Raw genomic sequence first — 15,182 nt, 5'->3', positions numbered from 1 at the left:
GTCAGGCGTCCTTTTTACCACGTATCGCTTTGATAACTATCGGCAAAGCCGCTAGTACACACAAGCCGATGATCGGGCCAATTACGAAAGGCTCCCACAGCAGCGACACATCCGGCGTCTCGCCCCGGTCAAACACGCCGCCCAGACCGACACCAATCCAAGTATAGACGATGCCCCCGGGGATGATGCCCAGCGCAGTGGTGATCAGGAAGTTGCGGAATTTGACGCCCACCAGCGCGGGCACCAGATTGGCCACGAAAAACGGTACCACCGGCACAAGGCGCAGCAGGAACAAGACCGAGACTTCATTCTCGCGCAGCCCATCCTTCAGCTTTTTAACAGTACCTTCCGATGATTCCAGACGTGCGGTCAGGGTTTCCCCAAGCCCCCAGCGTGCTGCCAAAAAGATTGCGCAAGCGCCGATGGTCGCGGCAAAGACGTTGAAGACCGTGCCTGCAAGCAGGCCGAACAAGAACCCTCCTGTCATCGAAGCCACCGCCGCTCCGGGCAACGAAAATGCAACGATCACGACATAGATCGCGACAAACGCACCGGCCATGGCCCAAAAATGGCTGTCACGCCATTCCAGCAACGCCTCGCGGTTGTCACGCAACGTTTCAAAGGTCAGGTAGTCGCCCAGTGTGAAAAACCCCACCGTGGCCACAGCAAGAATCACCAGCAAAGGAATATGCCGCGTAAGCCCAGCGCGGGGGGCCTGCGTTGTGTCGCTCATGAGGCTGTCCGATTTTGTACGTTTCATCCTGCCCCCAACATGCGACGTCTGGCAGTTCGACAACAGGGACCTCACGCTGCGTTGATGTTTACGGTAAGGAATGTGAGGGTTTGAGGCAGTAAAACCCCCAAATTGAAACCTTTCGGCTTGCGCGGCTACAGAATTGTTGCAAAAGGCATGAAAACCCCCACCTAGGGGTTTGACTTACCCCCCGCTACCCAGTAGAGGACGGGCTTCGAACACTAGGGCCAGGCGAATCCGCGCCGCACCCGACCGCTATAGATTGGAGACGGAGCGATGAAACGCACCTATCAGCCTTCGAACCTGGTTCGCAAACGCCGCCACGGTTTCCGCGCGCGCATGGCCACCAAGGCCGGCCGCAAGATCCTGAATGCACGTCGCGCACGCGGCCGCAAATCGCTGAGCGCATAAACCGCTCACCGATCAGGTTATGAACATGACGCCGCCGGAGGCCCCTGAGGATGGTAACAACCAACCGAGGGTGAAGCCCCCGGCGGCGTCCGTTTGCGCGCCTGAAACTCTCATCATCCTCAAAAAACGGTCCGATTTCCTGAAAGCCGCCCGCGCGCGCAGGCAGGGGACACCGTCGATGATGGTTCAGGCCCGAAAGCGCGCCGATGACGAAGCGGACGGTATTCGCGTCGGCTTTACCTGCTCCAAGAAAGTTGGCAATGCCGTGGCACGCAATCGCGCCAAGCGCAGACTGCGCGAGGCGGCACGTGCGGTCCTGCCGGACAGTGGGAAAAGCGGTTGGGACTATGTCCTTATAGGTCGCGCCGAGGTCACTGCAGGACGCCCCTATGACGCGCTTCTGGGCGATTTGCGATACGCGCTGCGCAAAATTCACAGCGCGAAGACGTGACGCTGCTTTCCCATATCCTCGCCCTGCCCATCCGGATCTATCGTTTGGTCTTCAGCCCTTGGGTCGGTTTTAACTGCCGGTATCAACCAACCTGTTCGGCCTATGCCCTTGAAGCGTTGGAAAAGCACGGGCCGGTCAAGGGAACTTGGCTGACCATCCGGCGCATCGGGCGCTGCCACCCTTGGGGCGGGGATGGTTATGATCCCGTACCGAGCTGTTCGGACTGTGAACGCTCTTCCCACGACCCGCAGTAACACTTGACCCGTTCCGATCCGCGCTGAACAGTTGCCCTATTCAGCCGGAGGCCCAAATGACATCCCAGGCGCGTCACACTCTGCCCACGCATGACGTCGTGAACCAACCTCCTTTGCGCGGTGATAGCGACCTTTGGGTGGCTGATCCTGTTCTCCAAAATCTTCTCCACAACTTCGGTGGGCGTGCCGACCCGGTATTGACCTATGGTGACATACTGGGCCGCGCCGAAACGCGCGAGTTGGGGCTCGAGGCCAATCGGCACCCGCCAGAACTAATGCTGTTCGATCAAGGCGGCCGTCGCATCGACGAAGTCAGGTTCCATCCCGCGTATCACCAGATGATGCAGATCAGCCAAGCCGCTGGCTATGCAGCGTTGGCCTGGGACGGACAGCCCGGTGGCCACACCACCCATGCGGCAATGGTATATATGGCCAGTCAGGTCGAGCCCGGACATTGCTGCCCTCTGACAATGACCTATGCCGCAATTCCTGCGATCGAAGCTGACGCACACTTGGCTTCGATCTGGCGCCCAAAACTGTCCGCCTTCGACTACGACGGGACGATCAACCCCATTTCCGACAAAAGCAGCGCCACGCTGGGCATGGCAATGACCGAGAAACAGGGCGGCTCGGATGTGCGGGCCAACACAACAACCGCTACAAGGGACGGCGATCACTGGCGATTGCGCGGGCATAAGTGGTTCTGCTCGGCCCCAATGTCGGACGGATTCCTGACCTTGGCGCAGGCTTCGGGCGGCTTGACCTGTTTCTTTGTTCCCCGCTGGTTAGAAGGCCAGCGCAATGCGATTCATCTGATGCGCCTGAAAGACAAGCTGGGGAACAAGGCGAACGCTTCTTCCGAAATCGAATACCAAGACGCGCTCGCTTATCAGCTTGGTGACGAAGGGTCCGGAATACGCACGATTCTGGAAATGGTACATCACACTCGGCTGGACACCGCCATCGCCCCGGCCGGACTGATGCGCGCCGCGTTGACCGAAGCCCACCACTGGGTCTCAAATCGCAGTGCTTTTCAGCGTCGGCTGATCGACCAACCGTTGATGCGCGCCGTCCTTGCCGATCTGGTGCTGGACTGGGAGGGCGCATTGACGCTGGGATTGCGTGTCGCCCAAGCGTTTGATGGCACCTCTGCCGAGGACCGCGCCTTTGCCCGCATCGGCGTCGCACTAGCCAAATTCCTGAACAACAAACGCTGTCCCGTCGTCGCTGTTGAAGCTATGGAGATTCTGGGCGGTATGGGATACGTCGAAGACACCCCCCTGCCGTTGATCTACCGCGAAGCCCCCCTGAACGGGATCTGGGAAGGTTCGGGGAACGTGATCTGCCTCGACATCCTGCGAACCCTGGCGCGAGAGCCGCTGGCCGCCGAGGTTCTGCAAGCGGAACTGAACGCCGCAACGGGTGCGGATCGGGAATACGACGCCGCGCTAAAGGCACATCGCGACCGCTGGCCGGGCATCCCCCCCGAAACCGAGGCGCGCTGGTTCGCCGAACGCACAGCGCTTTTGCTGACCGCGTCCCAGTTGCTGAGACACGCGCCCGGTCCCGTGGCCGATGGTTTTGTCGCCACCAGAATCGCCGAACACAGCGGTCGGATCGCGGGATCGGTCGCAGGTCTGGACACAAACGCGCTGCTGGGGCGCTTGGGATGACCCGGCCACTTGCCGGGTTCCGTCAACTATTGTAGGGGCTGCGCATGTTTGACGAAGCTGACGATATCCACCCGCTCTTTGCCGGTGCGCCCTCGACCACCGAGTTCAAGAAGCTGCGCAAGCGCATCGTGCGCCAGACCCGCGAGGCGATCGAGCAGTACGGGATGATAAGTCCGTCAGCCCATGACAAAGATGGCAAACCCCCTCGTTGGCTGGTCTGCCTGTCGGGCGGCAAGGACAGCTATACGCTTCTGGCGGTGCTGTATGAGTTGAAGTGGCGTGGCCTGCTGCCGGTTGATCTGCTGGCGTGCAATCTGGATCAGGGTCAGCCGGGCTTTCCCGCCACTGTTCTTCCTGAATTTCTGGAACGGATGGGTGTTCCCCACCGGATCGAATATCAGGACACATACTCTGTCGTGATGGACAAAGTTCCGCAGGGCCGGACGTATTGCGCACTATGTTCACGCCTGCGCCGGGGCAACCTGTATCGTATCGCGCGCGAAGAGGGGTGCTCGGCCGTTGTTCTGGGCCATCACCGCGACGATATCCTTGAGACGTTCTTTATGAACTTGTTCCACGGCGGACGTTTGGCGACGATGCCGCCTAAACTGGTGAATGAAGAAGGCGATCTGTTTGTCTTCCGCCCTCTGGCACATGTGGCCGAGGCCGATTGCGAGAAATTCGCCAATGCAATGAACTATCCCATCATCCCCTGTGACCTGTGCGGCAGTCAGGACGGGCTGCAACGCCAGCAGGTAAAACAGATTCTGGACCAATGGGAAAAGAACAGCCCCGGACGCAGACAGGTGATGTTCCGCGCGCTGACCAATGCAAGGCCCTCGCACCTGCTGGACCCAAAGCTGTTCGATTTCGAAGGTCTGAGCCTGAACTCTGACAAAAATGACGAAATTGAGGGCAAAATTCCTCAGTTGCGTTAACGACTGACTCAGATAGGTCTTCTACGGTTACCCTGAGCGTGCGATGCCCAAGGGAAAGGCCGGAAACCTGATGTGGAAACATTTCTCTGTTAACAGAGCTCTCGATTTTCTAGCCACCGTGTTCAGCGGACCATCCGTTCTGGCATTTGCGCCGGCGATCTGCCTTGCTGCGTTTTGGATAGGCGGAGAGCGTACGCTTGTTCTCGTGGCCCTCATTCTGCCTGTGGTGATCGCCGCAATCATGGCGCTTGTCCGCAAGGTCCAACCCGATTCCACCGATTTGAACGCAGCCAGCGGCCTGATGACCATTGATATGTTCGCCGCAGAGATGGAAGGCTTTTTTGAGGCCAGCCGAAACATGCAGGAGGACTCTGCCTGCATGATTGTCGCACTGGACGGGTTTGCCGACATTTTAGACCTGCATGGTCAGGCGGCGGCAAATCATTTGGCAGAACAGTTCTGTGACCGTGTCCTGTCGTCGATTCGCACGCATGACATCACGACAAGACTGGATCAGAACTCGGTCGCAATCGGCTTGCGCCCGTCCAGTCATCTGGATCTTGAAGCGTGCATTCAAATGTCTGGCCGCATTCAGGCCGCCATAGAGGAACCGATCAGCGTAAACGGTGCCAGCATTTATGTTTCCTGTTCCATCGGCTTCTGCCTTTTGTCCAGCGTGAAGGAAGACGGGTTCGACTACTGGATCGACGCAACGAACGCAGCCTTGAGCGAGGCGCAGCGAAACGGACCATCAACGATCCGTGCCTATTCCAGCGAAACCCGCCGCAGGTCGCGCACCCGTGCAAACCTGCGCAAAGAATTCGAGGCCGCGCTGGACAGCGGTGAAATCCGCCATGGTTTCAACCTCAGATATCCACAGACACCGGCAAGGTAACTGGGTTCGAGGCCCTTGCCCGATGGGAGCATCCGAAGAAAGGCGTCATCGGCCCGCAGGTGTTTTTGCCCTTTGCCGAGCAAGCCGAATTGATGGAGCGATTTGGGCAGGCTATGCGCCACCACGCCTTCGCGGCGATGCAGAAATGGGATCACGCCGGGATCGGTGTGCCCCGGATCGGCATCAATTTCTCGTCCGACGAACTGCGCGACCCTGCCCTGATGGATCGGCTGAAATGGGAACTGGATCAGCATGACCTTACCCCTGACAGGCTCGCGGTAGAGATCCTTGAGACCGTGTTTTCCCGGCACCCCGATGACGTGATTACCCGAAATGTAATCGGTCTATCCAGCTTGGGTTGCTGCATTGATCTGGATGATTTCGGCACCGGCCATGCGTCGATCGCGTCTATCAAACGCTTTGACGTATCCCGGATAAAAATCGACCGCTCATTCGTGGCCAAAGCCGACAAGGATGCCAGCCAGCAGCAAATGGTCAGCGCGATTCTGACGATGGCGGAAAGGTTGAACGTGGAAACTCTGGCAGAAGGTGTGGAAACCCCCGGGGAACATGCATTGATGGCACAATTGGGCTGCAATCACGTTCAGGGGTTCGGTATAGGTAAGCCGATGCCGTTTGAAAAAACTCTGGATTGGATGACTGCGCACCGAAACAAGGTTGGGGGTGTACCCAGGATCGGGCGTCAGGCGGGATCATAAACGCGAAATTACGCCACAAAAGCCTTATACGCGACGATAGCAGGGGCGATTCCGCTTGACCTTTGGGGCTGCACTCTGTTGAACCCACCGGGTGTGTTTCACTGCTTAAGGTGGCTGTCCCAGATGGACGATCAGAATAAGAATCTCATCCTCGCAACCGCGCTCAGTTTCCTCGTGATCCTCGTTTGGTTCGTGCTCTTCCCGCCGCCCGAGCAGGCCACGTCACCGGAACAGGCCGAAATCAGCGCGACCGAGGCCAATGAGGTTCAAACCCCCAACGCCACAGGAACCGGCACTGTAGGCGAAGCAACCACTGCGGCCGAAGAAACACTGCCCGACGCACAGGCTCCGCGGGTTCAGATCGACACGCCCCGTTTGGAGGGCAGCCTGTCCCTGTCGGGTGGGCGCATCGACGAGCTGTATCTGAAGGACTACAAGGTCTCGATCGAAGAAGGCGCTCCGATTGTCGAGCTTCTGTCACCGGTCGGATCTGAGTCCGCCTATTACGCCCTTTATGGCTGGGCACCGGGTGCCGGTGTCGCTGGCACGGATGTGCCCGGTCCGAACACAGAGTGGTCCCTGGAACAAGGTGAAACTCTTGGCGTAGACTCTCCTGTCACGCTGAAGTGGGACAATGGAAACGGCCTGACCTTCCGCCGCACAATTGCGGTGGACGAGAACTATATGTTCGAGGTCACCCAGTCCGTTGAAAACAACACCCAAGCCGAAGTCGGCATGGCCCCTTACGGTATTCTGGCCCGTCACGGTATCGGCGAGGATGGTGATCTGCCCGGTCTCAAAAACTTCTTCATCCTGCATGAAGGCGTGATGGTCATGGCCGACGGAGTTCTGGACGAGATCGACTATGGCGATGTCCGTGATTTCGACATTGACCCCAACGAACGCGCGCAGGCCGAGGTGTTTCAGGTCAAAGAAGGCGGCTGGGTCGGCTTCACCGATCACTATTGGATGACCACCCTGATCCCCGAGGAAGGCTCGGCCTTCAAAGCCGCAGCGAAATACGACGCGCGTCGCAAAATCTATCAGACTGAGACTGTTCTGCCGACACTCACAGTGGCTCCCGGCGCAACCGAACAGGTAACCACGCAGCTTTTTGCTGGTGCAAAGGAATGGGAAACCATTCGGGAATATCAGGCTGACGGCGTTCAGAAGTTCATCGACAGCATCGACTGGGGCTGGTTCTACTTCCTGACCAAGCCGATCTTCTGGCTGCTGCACAACATCAACGCGCTGATCGGCAACATGGGTTGGTCCATTATCGGCCTGACCCTGATCATCAAGGCAATCCTGTTCCCGCTGGCGTTCAAATCTTACGTCTCGATGGCGAAGATGAAGGAACTGCAGCCGCAGATGGAGGCCCTGAAAGAAGCCGCTGGCGACGACCGCCAGAAAATGCAGCAAGGCATGATGGAGCTCTACAAGAAGGAAAAGGTGAACCCTGCCGCGGGTTGTCTGCCGATCCTGATGCAGATCCCGATCTTCTTCTCGCTGTATAAGGTAATCTTCGTCACGATCGAATTGCGTCAGGCCCCGTGGTTTGGCCCCTTCCAGGACCTGAGCGCACCTGACCCAACCTCGATCATGAACCTGTTTGGCCTGCTGCCTTGGGGTGGCCCGCAGCCAGACACGCTGATGGCGCTGATCTTCATCGGTATCCTGCCGCTGTTGCTGGGTATCTCGATGTGGCTGCAGCAAAAGTTGAATCCAGCGCCAACCGATCCGACGCAAGCAATGATCTTTGCCTGGATGCCATGGGTGTTCATGTTCATGCTGGGCAGCTTTGCCAGCGGACTGGTGGTCTACTGGATCGCGAACAACACGATCACCTTCACCCAGCAATACCTGATCATGAGGAGCCAGGGTTATAAGCCCGACGTGTTCGGCAATATCAAATCCAGCTTCAAGCGCGCACCAAAGACGGATGACAAATGAGCGCAGAAGTAACCAGCCTCTGGCGGCATCCGATCAAAAGCCACGGCCATGAAGCTGTGGAAACCGTAACACTGAGCCCCGGGCAGACCATGCCCGGGGATCGTGTTTGGGCAATCGCCCATGAGGCGTCCAAAGCGGACGGTTCGGAATGGGCGCCCTGCGCGAATTTCAGTCGTGGTGCCAAGGCCCCTCAATTGATGGCAATCACGGCGAAACTGTCAGGTGATACGGTGGAACTCAGCCACCCACAGCGCCCAGACCTGAGTTTCCAGCCGGACGCAGAACAAGATGCGTTCCTTGATTGGGTAAAACCATTGATGCCCGCTGACCGCGCCGCGTCTGCACGTATTGTTCGCGTACCCGGGCGGGGAATGACCGACAGTGACTTCCCATCCGTCAGCCTGTGCAACATGGCCTCGCACAGAGCGGTCGAGCAGAAACTGGGCAAAGACCTGTCGATCAGGCGCTGGCGCGGCAATATCTGGTTCAACGGCCTGCCCCTGTGGGAAGAGTTCGAATGGTTGGGTCGCGAGGTTCAGATCGGGCAGGCCGTGTTCCACGTGCGTGAGCGGATCACACGCTGTCTGGCCACAACCTCAAACCCGGATACCGGTGAACGCGACGCGGACACTTTAGGCGCGTTGAACCGTTGGAACCACCAGGATTTCGGCGTTTACGCCGAGGTGATCCGAGGTGGAGAGGTCAAAACCGGCGACACGGTGCAAGTGCTATGACAACGCTTCCCTTCCCCCTTGCCGAGACACCCGACGAATTCGCGCTGGAGCGCGGGCGCAAACTGTTTGCCGGGCCTTCGGAATTCGTCAAAGGCGTTGTGGCGATGAACGGCCTGCCTGCCCCGGATCGGCTGGAGGTCTGCTTTGCTGGCCGTTCCAATGTCGGCAAGTCCAGCCTGATCAACGCGCTGACCGGGACCAAAGGTCTGGCCCGCGCCTCGAACACGCCGGGCCGGACACAAGAGATCAACTTTTTCACCCAAGGCCCCGAGCTGTATCTGGTTGATTTGCCCGGCTATGGCTATGCCAACGCGCCGCTCAAGGTGGTGGAAAAGTGGCAGCGGCTTCTGAAACAGTACCTAAGCGGCCGTCAGACCCTGCGCCGGGCTTTTGTTCTTATTGATTCCCGCCATGGGGTAAAACCCGTCGACGCCGAGATCATGAAGTTGCTGGACACCAGCGCCGTGACGTTTCAATGCGTGCTGACCAAAGCTGACAAGGTCAAAGCCAAGGATCGGGAAAAGGTCTTGGATCAAGTGCGCAGTGCATTGTCCAAACATCCCGCCGCCTTCCCGGAAATCGTGTTGACCTCATCCGAAAAGGGCGACGGGATCGAAACGCTGCGCGCGATTATTGCCGGGCTGGAGTAGCGACGCAGAATCGCGCAGCGCTTCATCGGTAGTTGGTACAGGTATTGCAGCCCGCTTCCCATTTATCCCACGTACCACCTAAACCCTGCGCGAAGAAATTCACGCCGGAACTCTTCCCTTTTGCCGTGAGGTTGGACGCCAGACTTCTCGCACCCACCTCTTGGGGCTTGCTGGCAACGCTGCGGTGAACGCCGCGTTTTGCCGGGCGTCGGATTTGCAGGCCGGTCAACCTATGGCACCCACAACAGCGATCTTGGCTTACGCGTCCAAAACGCCTAACACGAGGGGAAGAGGACAAGACATGAAGACAAGAGATATGAACCGGGACTGGATCGCTACTGCTGCAACTCTGAACAGCGCATTGCCATATCTGCAGCGCTATGACGGCGCGGTCGTCGTTATCAAACTTGGCGGTCACGCCATGGGCAGCGATGAGGCCATGGAAAGCTTTGCCCGCGACGTCGTGCTGATGCGTCAGGTCGGTGTGAACCCTGTGATCGTCCATGGCGGTGGACCGATGATCAACGCAATGCTGAAACAGTTGGATATCCAGTCCGAGTTTGTGGGCGGCAAACGCGTGACGGACAAGGCCACCGTAGAAGTGGTCGAAATGGTTCTGTCAGGGCTGGTCAACAAACGCATCGTTCAGGCCATCAACGGTCAGGGCGGCACAGCCGTTGGCCTGTCGGGCAAGGACGCCAATCTAATTGTCTGTGACCAAGCCGATCCCGCGTTGGGATTTGTCGGCGCTCCGGCGCAGATGAACCCTAAAATACTCCACGATTTGTTCGCACATGATGTGATTCCCGTAATTGCCCCCTTGGGCGCGGGTCGCGAAGGTGAAACTTTTAACATCAATGGTGACACGGCAGCGGGAGCGATTGCCTCGGCCCTGAAGGCGGATCGCCTTTTGCTGTTGACCGATGTGTCCGGCGTCAAGAACGCAGCCGGCGAGGTGGTGACAGAACTCAAGGCCGGCCAAATCCGCGAGATGACGATGGATGGCACGATTGCGGGCGGCATGATCCCCAAGACAGAAACCGCGCTGGATGCGTTGCACAGCGGCGTCAGGGCGGTGGTCATTCTGGATGGACGCGCGCCGAATGCAGTATTGCTGGAACTGTTTACCGAGCACGGCGCGGGGTCGCTGATCCGGCCCGACTAATCCCAATGCGGAGGTCCCATGACCGGGCAGTCCACCCCCCTCACTTACGCTCCGGCCATTAGTTATGGCTGGGTCGGGCGTGTTGCGCATCAAGCTGGCCTGATTGTCATGGGCGCGACCCATCCTCGTAAAAGCGGTGCCAAGGGACTGGACGGGGGCACACTGGTTCTATTGGGCGCGGGTTCGGCCTTTTGGACGGTGCTGAAAACCTCACCCGAGTGGCAAGGCCCTGATCCAGTGGATCGCTGGTCTGCGCGTGTCATTGGCCAAATGGCGCAGGAACTGGGCGGGCAAGCCCATTTCCCCTTTGGCGGACCGCCTTACGCCCCGTTCATAGACTGGGCGCTGAAGTCACAACGCACCTTCAGCAGCCCGGTTGGGGCGTTGGTTCATGACACGGTTGGCATGATGATTTCATACCGTGGCGCGCTGCATTTCCCGCAGGAGTTCGACATCCCCGAAGTCACAACCGCTTCGCCCTGCGTCGAATGCCCGGCACCCTGCACGACGACCTGTCCGGTCGGTGCGCTGAATAGTCAGGATTTCTATGATGTTGCCGCGTGCCATGCCCATCTATCAACCGAAGAAGGCCTGACCTGCATGACGGGCGGTTGTCTCGCGCGCCTGTCCTGCCCGATCAGCGTCGGGGCCGACCGGGACCCCGAGCAATCCGCCCATCACATGAGGGCGTTTCACCCCTCATGACCTTGACCCTGATCCTGACACGACACGCGAAGTCCAGTTGGGGCAACCCGATGCTTGACGATCACGCCCGTCCTTTGAACAAGCGCGGACGTAAATCCGCCCCTGCTATCGCCACATGGCTGCGCGACAATGGGTGGCTTCCCGACGAAGTGCTCAGCTCAACCTCGGCCCGCACGCGTGAGACATGGGATCGGATGGGTTTGCAGGCAGACAAGGTTTGCTTTCATCGGCGTCTTTATCATGCTGCACCCGAAGACATGTTGACCCAACTTGCTGGTACAACAGAACCCACGGTCCTGATGCTGGGTCACAATCCGGGCATTGGCGATTTTGCCCAGCGGATCGTTGGCAAAGCACCAAACCACCCCCGGTTTCAGGATTATCCCACCTGTGCCACGGCTGTGATTCAATTCAACATCTCAGACTGGGCCAATATCAAATGGCAGAGCGGGGTTGTTCTGGATTTCACCACACCGCGCGAGTTGCTGGAATAGAAAAAGGCGAGGCCAAAGCCCCGCCCTTTCCCTGATTTCAACCGGATCAGTGCCCCAGGATTTGGCTGAGGAAAAGCTTGGTCCGTTCACTTTGAGGGTTGTTGAAGAACTCTTCCGGTTCATTCTGTTCCACGATCTGGCCAGCATCCATAAAGATCACACGGTTGGCGACCTGACGGGCAAAGCCCATCTCGTGCGTGACGCACAGCATGGTCATGCCTTCCTCGGCCAGTTCGATCATGGTGTCGAGCACCTCTTTGATCATCTCGGGGTCCAGCGCCGATGTCGGTTCATCGAACAACATAATCCGAGGCATCATGCAGAGCGAGCGGGCAATCGCCACACGCTGCTGCTGACCACCCGAAAGCTGGCCGGGATATTTCAGCGCCTGATCGGGGATTTTCACCTTTTCCAGGAAATGCATCGCGCGCTCTTCGGCCTCTTTCTTGGGCGTCTTGCGCACCCAGATCGGGGCCAGCGTGCAGTTCTCCAGGATGGTCAGATGCGGGAACAGGTTGAAGTGCTGGAACACCATGCCAACCTCGGACCGGATTTTGTCGATGTTTTTCAGGTCATTCGACAGTTCGGTCCCGTCTACGACGATCGTGCCCTGCTGGTGTTCTTCCAGCGCGTTCAGGCAGCGGATCAAGGTGGACTTACCCGACCCCGACGGCCCCGCGATCACGATCCGCTCGCCCTGATTGACGGTCAGATTGATGTCGCGCAGCACGTGGAAGGACCCGTACCACTTGTTCATGCCGTTGATTTCGATGGCGACCTCGTCGCTCACCTGCATCTTCGAGCGGTCGATTTCGCGTTCTACTGCAAGTTCAGACATGTGTTGAACTCCTTAGTGATGATCCGTGGCAAGGCGACGCTCGAGCCACTGGGAATATTGAGAGATGCCGTAACAGACGACGAAGAACAGAAGCGCGGCAAAGCCCAGAAGCTCCCAATAGACGCCGTTCCATTCGGTTGACGCCAGGATGGGGCCCCGGATCATGCCCACCAGATCGAACATCGAGATGACCGAAACCAGTGTGGTGTCCTTGAACAGGCCAACGGCCACGTTCACGATACCGGGGATCGAGATCTTCAGAGCCTGTGGCAGGATGATCAGCCGCATCGCCTGCGGGTAATCCAAGCCAAGACTGTCTGCTGCCTCGTACTGTCCGCGCGGAAGTGCTGCCAGACCGCCGCGGATCACCTCGGCGATATAGGCGGCCGAGAACATGGTGATCATGATCACAACGCGCAGGAACAGGTCGACCGTGCTGTCAGGCGGGAAGAAATAGGCCAGCATCACCGAAGCCACGAACAGCAGCGTGATCAGTGGCACGCCGCGGATGAATTCGATGAAGATGACACAGACCCACTTGATCAGCGGCATATCGGACTGACGGCCCAGAGCCAGTGCAATGCCCAAAGGCAGGGACAGCGACACACAGGTCACGCCCAGCATCAGGTTCAGCATAAAGCCACCCAGATCACGGCTGGGAACAGCCGAAAGCAGCGCGCCCTCGTTGGCATCATCGGGAATCAGCGCCCCGCCGATATTCCACACGACCAGCGCCACAACGATGCCCCCAAAGAACCCGGCTGCAAAACTGTTCTTGCCGAATTTCTGAAACACCACGGCGGCTGCGACACAGCCCAGCAGTGCCACGATGGGGACCATGATGGTTCCGCCCCAGATCAGCCAGAACGCAACGAACGGGTACACCGCAGTAAACAGCAGCAACTTGCGCGGCAGGTCGAAGAAAAGCACGGGTGCCACCGCGACCAGCATCAGCAAGAAGGCCAGGTTCGGGCGCCAATAGGCATCGTCAGGGTATTTGAACCCATAGATCAACTGGTGCCAACGCTCGGTCAGAACCGCGAAACAGGCTCCGGTCTTGCCGTCCAGAATCTCACGGCATTGCGCCAATGAATCCGCGTTCCATACACCATTCAAAATCCACGGAAGTGTGTTCTTGAGCAGCACATAGATCAACAGGATCGACAAAACCGTCAGGATGGTATTCGCCACGCCCGAGAAGAGATTCTCGCGCAGCCACTTGATGATACCGGTCTGGTTTGCTGGCGGAGGCGATGGCGGGATTGTGCCATCAGCGACAAAGGCGATCGGGTTTGTTGTTTGATCAGCCATAACTCAGCGCTCCTTCAACTTGACGGATGCGTTGTAGATGTTCATCGCCATCGAAATCAGCAGCGAGGCCGTCAGATAGAACAGCATCAGCAGCAGGACGCATTCGATTGCGCGACCGGTCTGGTTCAGCGTGATGCCGCCCAGCGTGGCCGTGATATCCGCATAGCCCACAGCAATCGCCAGTGACGAGTTCTTGGTGATGTTCAGATATTGCGAGATCAACGGCGGGATGATGACCCGCAGCGCCTGCGGCAAGATCACAAGGTTCATGATCCGTCCTGGGCGCAGGCCCAGCGCAGCCGCAGCTTCGGTCTGACCCTTCGAAATCGCCTGAATACCAGCACGTACGTTTTCTGCGATGAAGGCACCCGTATAGATGGACAGAGCAAACCACAGCGCGATCAGCGGACCGCCAACCTTGATACCCCCGCTGAAGTTAAAGCCCTTGAGCGCGGGAACTTCCCATGTCAGGCCCATCAAAACCATCAGCAGCGCAAACGGCACCAGCCATACGGCCAGTTTTACAAGACCGGTTTTTGGACGCTCACCCGTCTGTTCCTGCTTCAGCGTGGCGCGCTTTTCGATTTCACGAGTTGCAAACCATGAGCCCACCAGCACTGCAATGACCAACAGCCAATTCAGGAACGTCGCGCCAAACAGACCATTCGCAAACTCGGGGCGCGGAATGTAAACGCCTCGGTTGGTAAATGCGAACAGATCAAACAACATGCTGGATGTCGGGTTATCCCCGCGAAATTCCCGCGGACCCGGCAAAACCGCCGTCATGATCGTGAAGATGATGATGATCCAGATCAGAACCGGAATATTCCGGAAAATCTCGACGTAAACCGCCATCAGCTTGGACACCAGCCAGTTATTGGACAGGCGCAAAACCCCGGCGATCACACCAAACACGGTTGCGGTGATACAGGCCAGAAACGCGACCAAAAGCGTGTTGAGAATACCGACAACAGCCGCACGTCCGTGCGAGGACTGGCTGTCATATTCGATCAAACGCTGGTTGATGTCGTACCCGGACGGATCGCCCAGGAAGGAATACGAGATGTTGAGGCCTGCGGCCCTGAGGTTCTGGATCAGGTTGTTGCCCAGATACCAGATACTTAGCGCAATAACGATCGCCGCGATCACCTGGAACGTCAATGATCTGTAGCGGGTATCGTTTATGAGCATCGACAACCGAAAATCTGCTTTCGGCGGGTCAGTCATAGTCGACATA

General features: G+C 58.1%; 17 protein-coding genes. 13 read left to right on the top strand and 4 right to left on the bottom strand.

The features are described 5' to 3' along the window. Position 1: 1 nt before the first annotated feature. Positions 2-733 carry a TVP38/TMEM64 family protein gene (locus GOX73_RS09300; RefSeq protein WP_171127088.1) on the bottom strand — a complete coding sequence of 244 codons (732 nt, stop codon included), beginning with the start codon at positions 731-733 and terminating at the stop codon, positions 2-4. A gap of 297 nt (positions 734-1,030) precedes the next feature. Between GOX73_RS09300 and rpmH the strand changes: the two genes are divergently transcribed. The 13 genes from rpmH to GOX73_RS09240 all read left to right on the top strand — a co-directional run bounded on the left by rpmH (position 1,031) and on the right by GOX73_RS09240 (position 11,796). Further along, complete coding sequence (gene rpmH / locus GOX73_RS09295; protein ID WP_005980833.1) at positions 1,031-1,165, top strand: 50S ribosomal protein L34; 135 nt, start codon at positions 1,031-1,033, stop codon at positions 1,163-1,165. A 25-nt stretch (positions 1,166-1,190) separates the two neighbouring features. Beyond that, positions 1,191-1,616, top strand: coding sequence for a ribonuclease P protein component (gene rnpA / locus GOX73_RS09290; RefSeq protein ID WP_171127087.1), 426 nt, complete (start codon positions 1,191-1,193; stop codon positions 1,614-1,616). Continuing rightward, the gene (gene yidD / locus GOX73_RS09285) at positions 1,613-1,870 is read left to right on the top strand and encodes a membrane protein insertion efficiency factor YidD (protein ID WP_371808580.1); all 258 of its coding nucleotides are present in this window, start codon (positions 1,613-1,615) and stop codon (positions 1,868-1,870) included. Before rnpA ends, yidD begins: the two co-directional genes overlap by 4 nt. 56 nt (positions 1,871-1,926) lie before the next feature. Continuing rightward, entirely contained in the window at positions 1,927-3,543 is a 1,617-nt protein-coding gene (locus GOX73_RS09280; RefSeq protein ID WP_171127086.1) for an acyl-CoA dehydrogenase family protein, read from the top strand. A 44-nt stretch (positions 3,544-3,587) separates the two neighbouring features. Beyond that, positions 3,588-4,481, top strand: a complete 894-nt coding sequence (gene ttcA, locus GOX73_RS09275; RefSeq protein ID WP_171127085.1) for a tRNA 2-thiocytidine(32) synthetase TtcA — start codon at positions 3,588-3,590, stop codon at positions 4,479-4,481. 43 nt (positions 4,482-4,524) lie between these two features. After that, on the top strand, positions 4,525-5,376 hold the full coding sequence (locus GOX73_RS21015; RefSeq protein WP_371808579.1) for a GGDEF domain-containing protein: 852 nt from the start codon (positions 4,525-4,527) through the stop codon (positions 5,374-5,376). After that, entirely contained in the window at positions 5,352-6,095 is a 744-nt protein-coding gene (locus GOX73_RS21010) for an EAL domain-containing protein (RefSeq protein WP_371808591.1), read from the top strand. The genes GOX73_RS21015 and GOX73_RS21010 overlap by 25 nt, the downstream gene beginning before the upstream one ends. Before the next feature lie 123 nt (positions 6,096-6,218). Continuing rightward, a complete protein-coding gene (yidC, locus tag GOX73_RS09265) occupies positions 6,219-8,048 on the top strand; it encodes a membrane protein insertase YidC (RefSeq protein WP_171127084.1) in 1,830 nt (609 codons plus the stop codon). Further along, on the top strand, positions 8,045-8,782 hold the full coding sequence (locus GOX73_RS09260) for an MOSC domain-containing protein (RefSeq protein WP_171127083.1): 738 nt from the start codon (positions 8,045-8,047) through the stop codon (positions 8,780-8,782). Before yidC ends, GOX73_RS09260 begins: the two co-directional genes overlap by 4 nt. Continuing rightward, entirely contained in the window at positions 8,779-9,432 is a 654-nt protein-coding gene (gene yihA / locus GOX73_RS09255) for a ribosome biogenesis GTP-binding protein YihA/YsxC (RefSeq protein ID WP_171127082.1), read from the top strand. Before GOX73_RS09260 ends, yihA begins: the two co-directional genes overlap by 4 nt. Before the next feature lie 301 nt (positions 9,433-9,733). Next, positions 9,734-10,597: an acetylglutamate kinase gene (argB, locus tag GOX73_RS09250; RefSeq protein ID WP_171126063.1), complete on the top strand. Its 864-nt coding sequence runs from the start codon at positions 9,734-9,736 to the stop codon at positions 10,595-10,597. An 18-nt stretch (positions 10,598-10,615) separates the two neighbouring features. Beyond that, on the top strand, positions 10,616-11,302 hold the full coding sequence (locus GOX73_RS09245; RefSeq protein ID WP_171127081.1) for a ferredoxin: 687 nt from the start codon (positions 10,616-10,618) through the stop codon (positions 11,300-11,302). Further along, the gene (locus tag GOX73_RS09240) at positions 11,299-11,796 is read left to right on the top strand and encodes a histidine phosphatase family protein (RefSeq protein WP_171127080.1); all 498 of its coding nucleotides are present in this window, start codon (positions 11,299-11,301) and stop codon (positions 11,794-11,796) included. Before GOX73_RS09245 ends, GOX73_RS09240 begins: the two co-directional genes overlap by 4 nt. A gap of 46 nt (positions 11,797-11,842) precedes the next feature. Here the strand turns inward: GOX73_RS09240 and GOX73_RS09235 are convergent, their stop codons facing one another. The 3 genes from GOX73_RS09235 to GOX73_RS09225 are packed head-to-tail and all read right to left on the bottom strand — an operon-like array spanning position 11,843 to position 15,181. Further along, a complete protein-coding gene (locus GOX73_RS09235) occupies positions 11,843-12,634 on the bottom strand; it encodes an amino acid ABC transporter ATP-binding protein (protein WP_269149813.1) in 792 nt (263 codons plus the stop codon). Positions 12,635-12,646: 12 nt separating this feature from the next. Then, complete coding sequence (locus GOX73_RS09230; RefSeq protein ID WP_171126058.1) at positions 12,647-13,945, bottom strand: amino acid ABC transporter permease; 1,299 nt, start codon at positions 13,943-13,945, stop codon at positions 12,647-12,649. Between the two features lie 3 nt (positions 13,946-13,948). Next, entirely contained in the window at positions 13,949-15,181 is a 1,233-nt protein-coding gene (locus GOX73_RS09225) for an amino acid ABC transporter permease (RefSeq protein WP_171126056.1), read from the bottom strand. Position 15,182: the final 1 nt, after the last annotated feature.

The organism is Ruegeria sp. HKCCD7221, from assembly GCF_013031225.1.
Classification (GTDB): domain Bacteria; phylum Pseudomonadota; class Alphaproteobacteria; order Rhodobacterales; family Rhodobacteraceae; genus Ruegeria.
Note: the sequence above shows the minus strand (reverse complement) of the source record. Positions and strands in the feature narration are given on the sequence as shown.

Bases quoted from the DNA above. Each gene is read 5' to 3' on its own strand.
- GOX73_RS09260 (WP_171127083.1), top strand. From the start codon at position 8,045: ATGAGCGCAGAAGTAACCAGCCTCTGGCGGCATCCGATCAAAAGCCAC.
- GOX73_RS09225 (WP_171126056.1), bottom strand. From the start codon at position 15,181: ATGTCGACTATGACTGACCCGCCGAAAGCAGATTTTCGGTTGTCGATG.
- ttcA (WP_171127085.1), top strand. From the start codon at position 3,588: ATGTTTGACGAAGCTGACGATATCCACCCGCTCTTTGCCGGTGCGCCC.
- GOX73_RS09280 (WP_171127086.1), top strand. From the start codon at position 1,927: ATGACATCCCAGGCGCGTCACACTCTGCCCACGCATGACGTCGTGAAC.
- yihA (WP_171127082.1), top strand. From the start codon at position 8,779: ATGACAACGCTTCCCTTCCCCCTTGCCGAGACACCCGACGAATTCGCG.
- rnpA (WP_171127087.1), top strand. From the start codon at position 1,191: ATGACGCCGCCGGAGGCCCCTGAGGATGGTAACAACCAACCGAGGGTG.
- rpmH (WP_005980833.1), top strand. From the start codon at position 1,031: ATGAAACGCACCTATCAGCCTTCGAACCTGGTTCGCAAACGCCGCCAC.
- GOX73_RS09230 (WP_171126058.1), bottom strand. From the start codon at position 13,945: ATGGCTGATCAAACAACAAACCCGATCGCCTTTGTCGCTGATGGCACA.
- GOX73_RS09300 (WP_171127088.1), bottom strand. From the start codon at position 733: ATGAGCGACACAACGCAGGCCCCCCGCGCTGGGCTTACGCGGCATATT.
- GOX73_RS21015 (WP_371808579.1), top strand. From the start codon at position 4,525: ATGCCCAAGGGAAAGGCCGGAAACCTGATGTGGAAACATTTCTCTGTT.
- GOX73_RS09235 (WP_269149813.1), bottom strand. From the start codon at position 12,634: ATGTCTGAACTTGCAGTAGAACGCGAAATCGACCGCTCGAAGATGCAG.
- yidC (WP_171127084.1), top strand. From the start codon at position 6,219: ATGGACGATCAGAATAAGAATCTCATCCTCGCAACCGCGCTCAGTTTC.
- GOX73_RS09245 (WP_171127081.1), top strand. From the start codon at position 10,616: ATGACCGGGCAGTCCACCCCCCTCACTTACGCTCCGGCCATTAGTTAT.
- argB (WP_171126063.1), top strand. From the start codon at position 9,734: ATGAAGACAAGAGATATGAACCGGGACTGGATCGCTACTGCTGCAACT.
- GOX73_RS09240 (WP_171127080.1), top strand. From the start codon at position 11,299: ATGACCTTGACCCTGATCCTGACACGACACGCGAAGTCCAGTTGGGGC.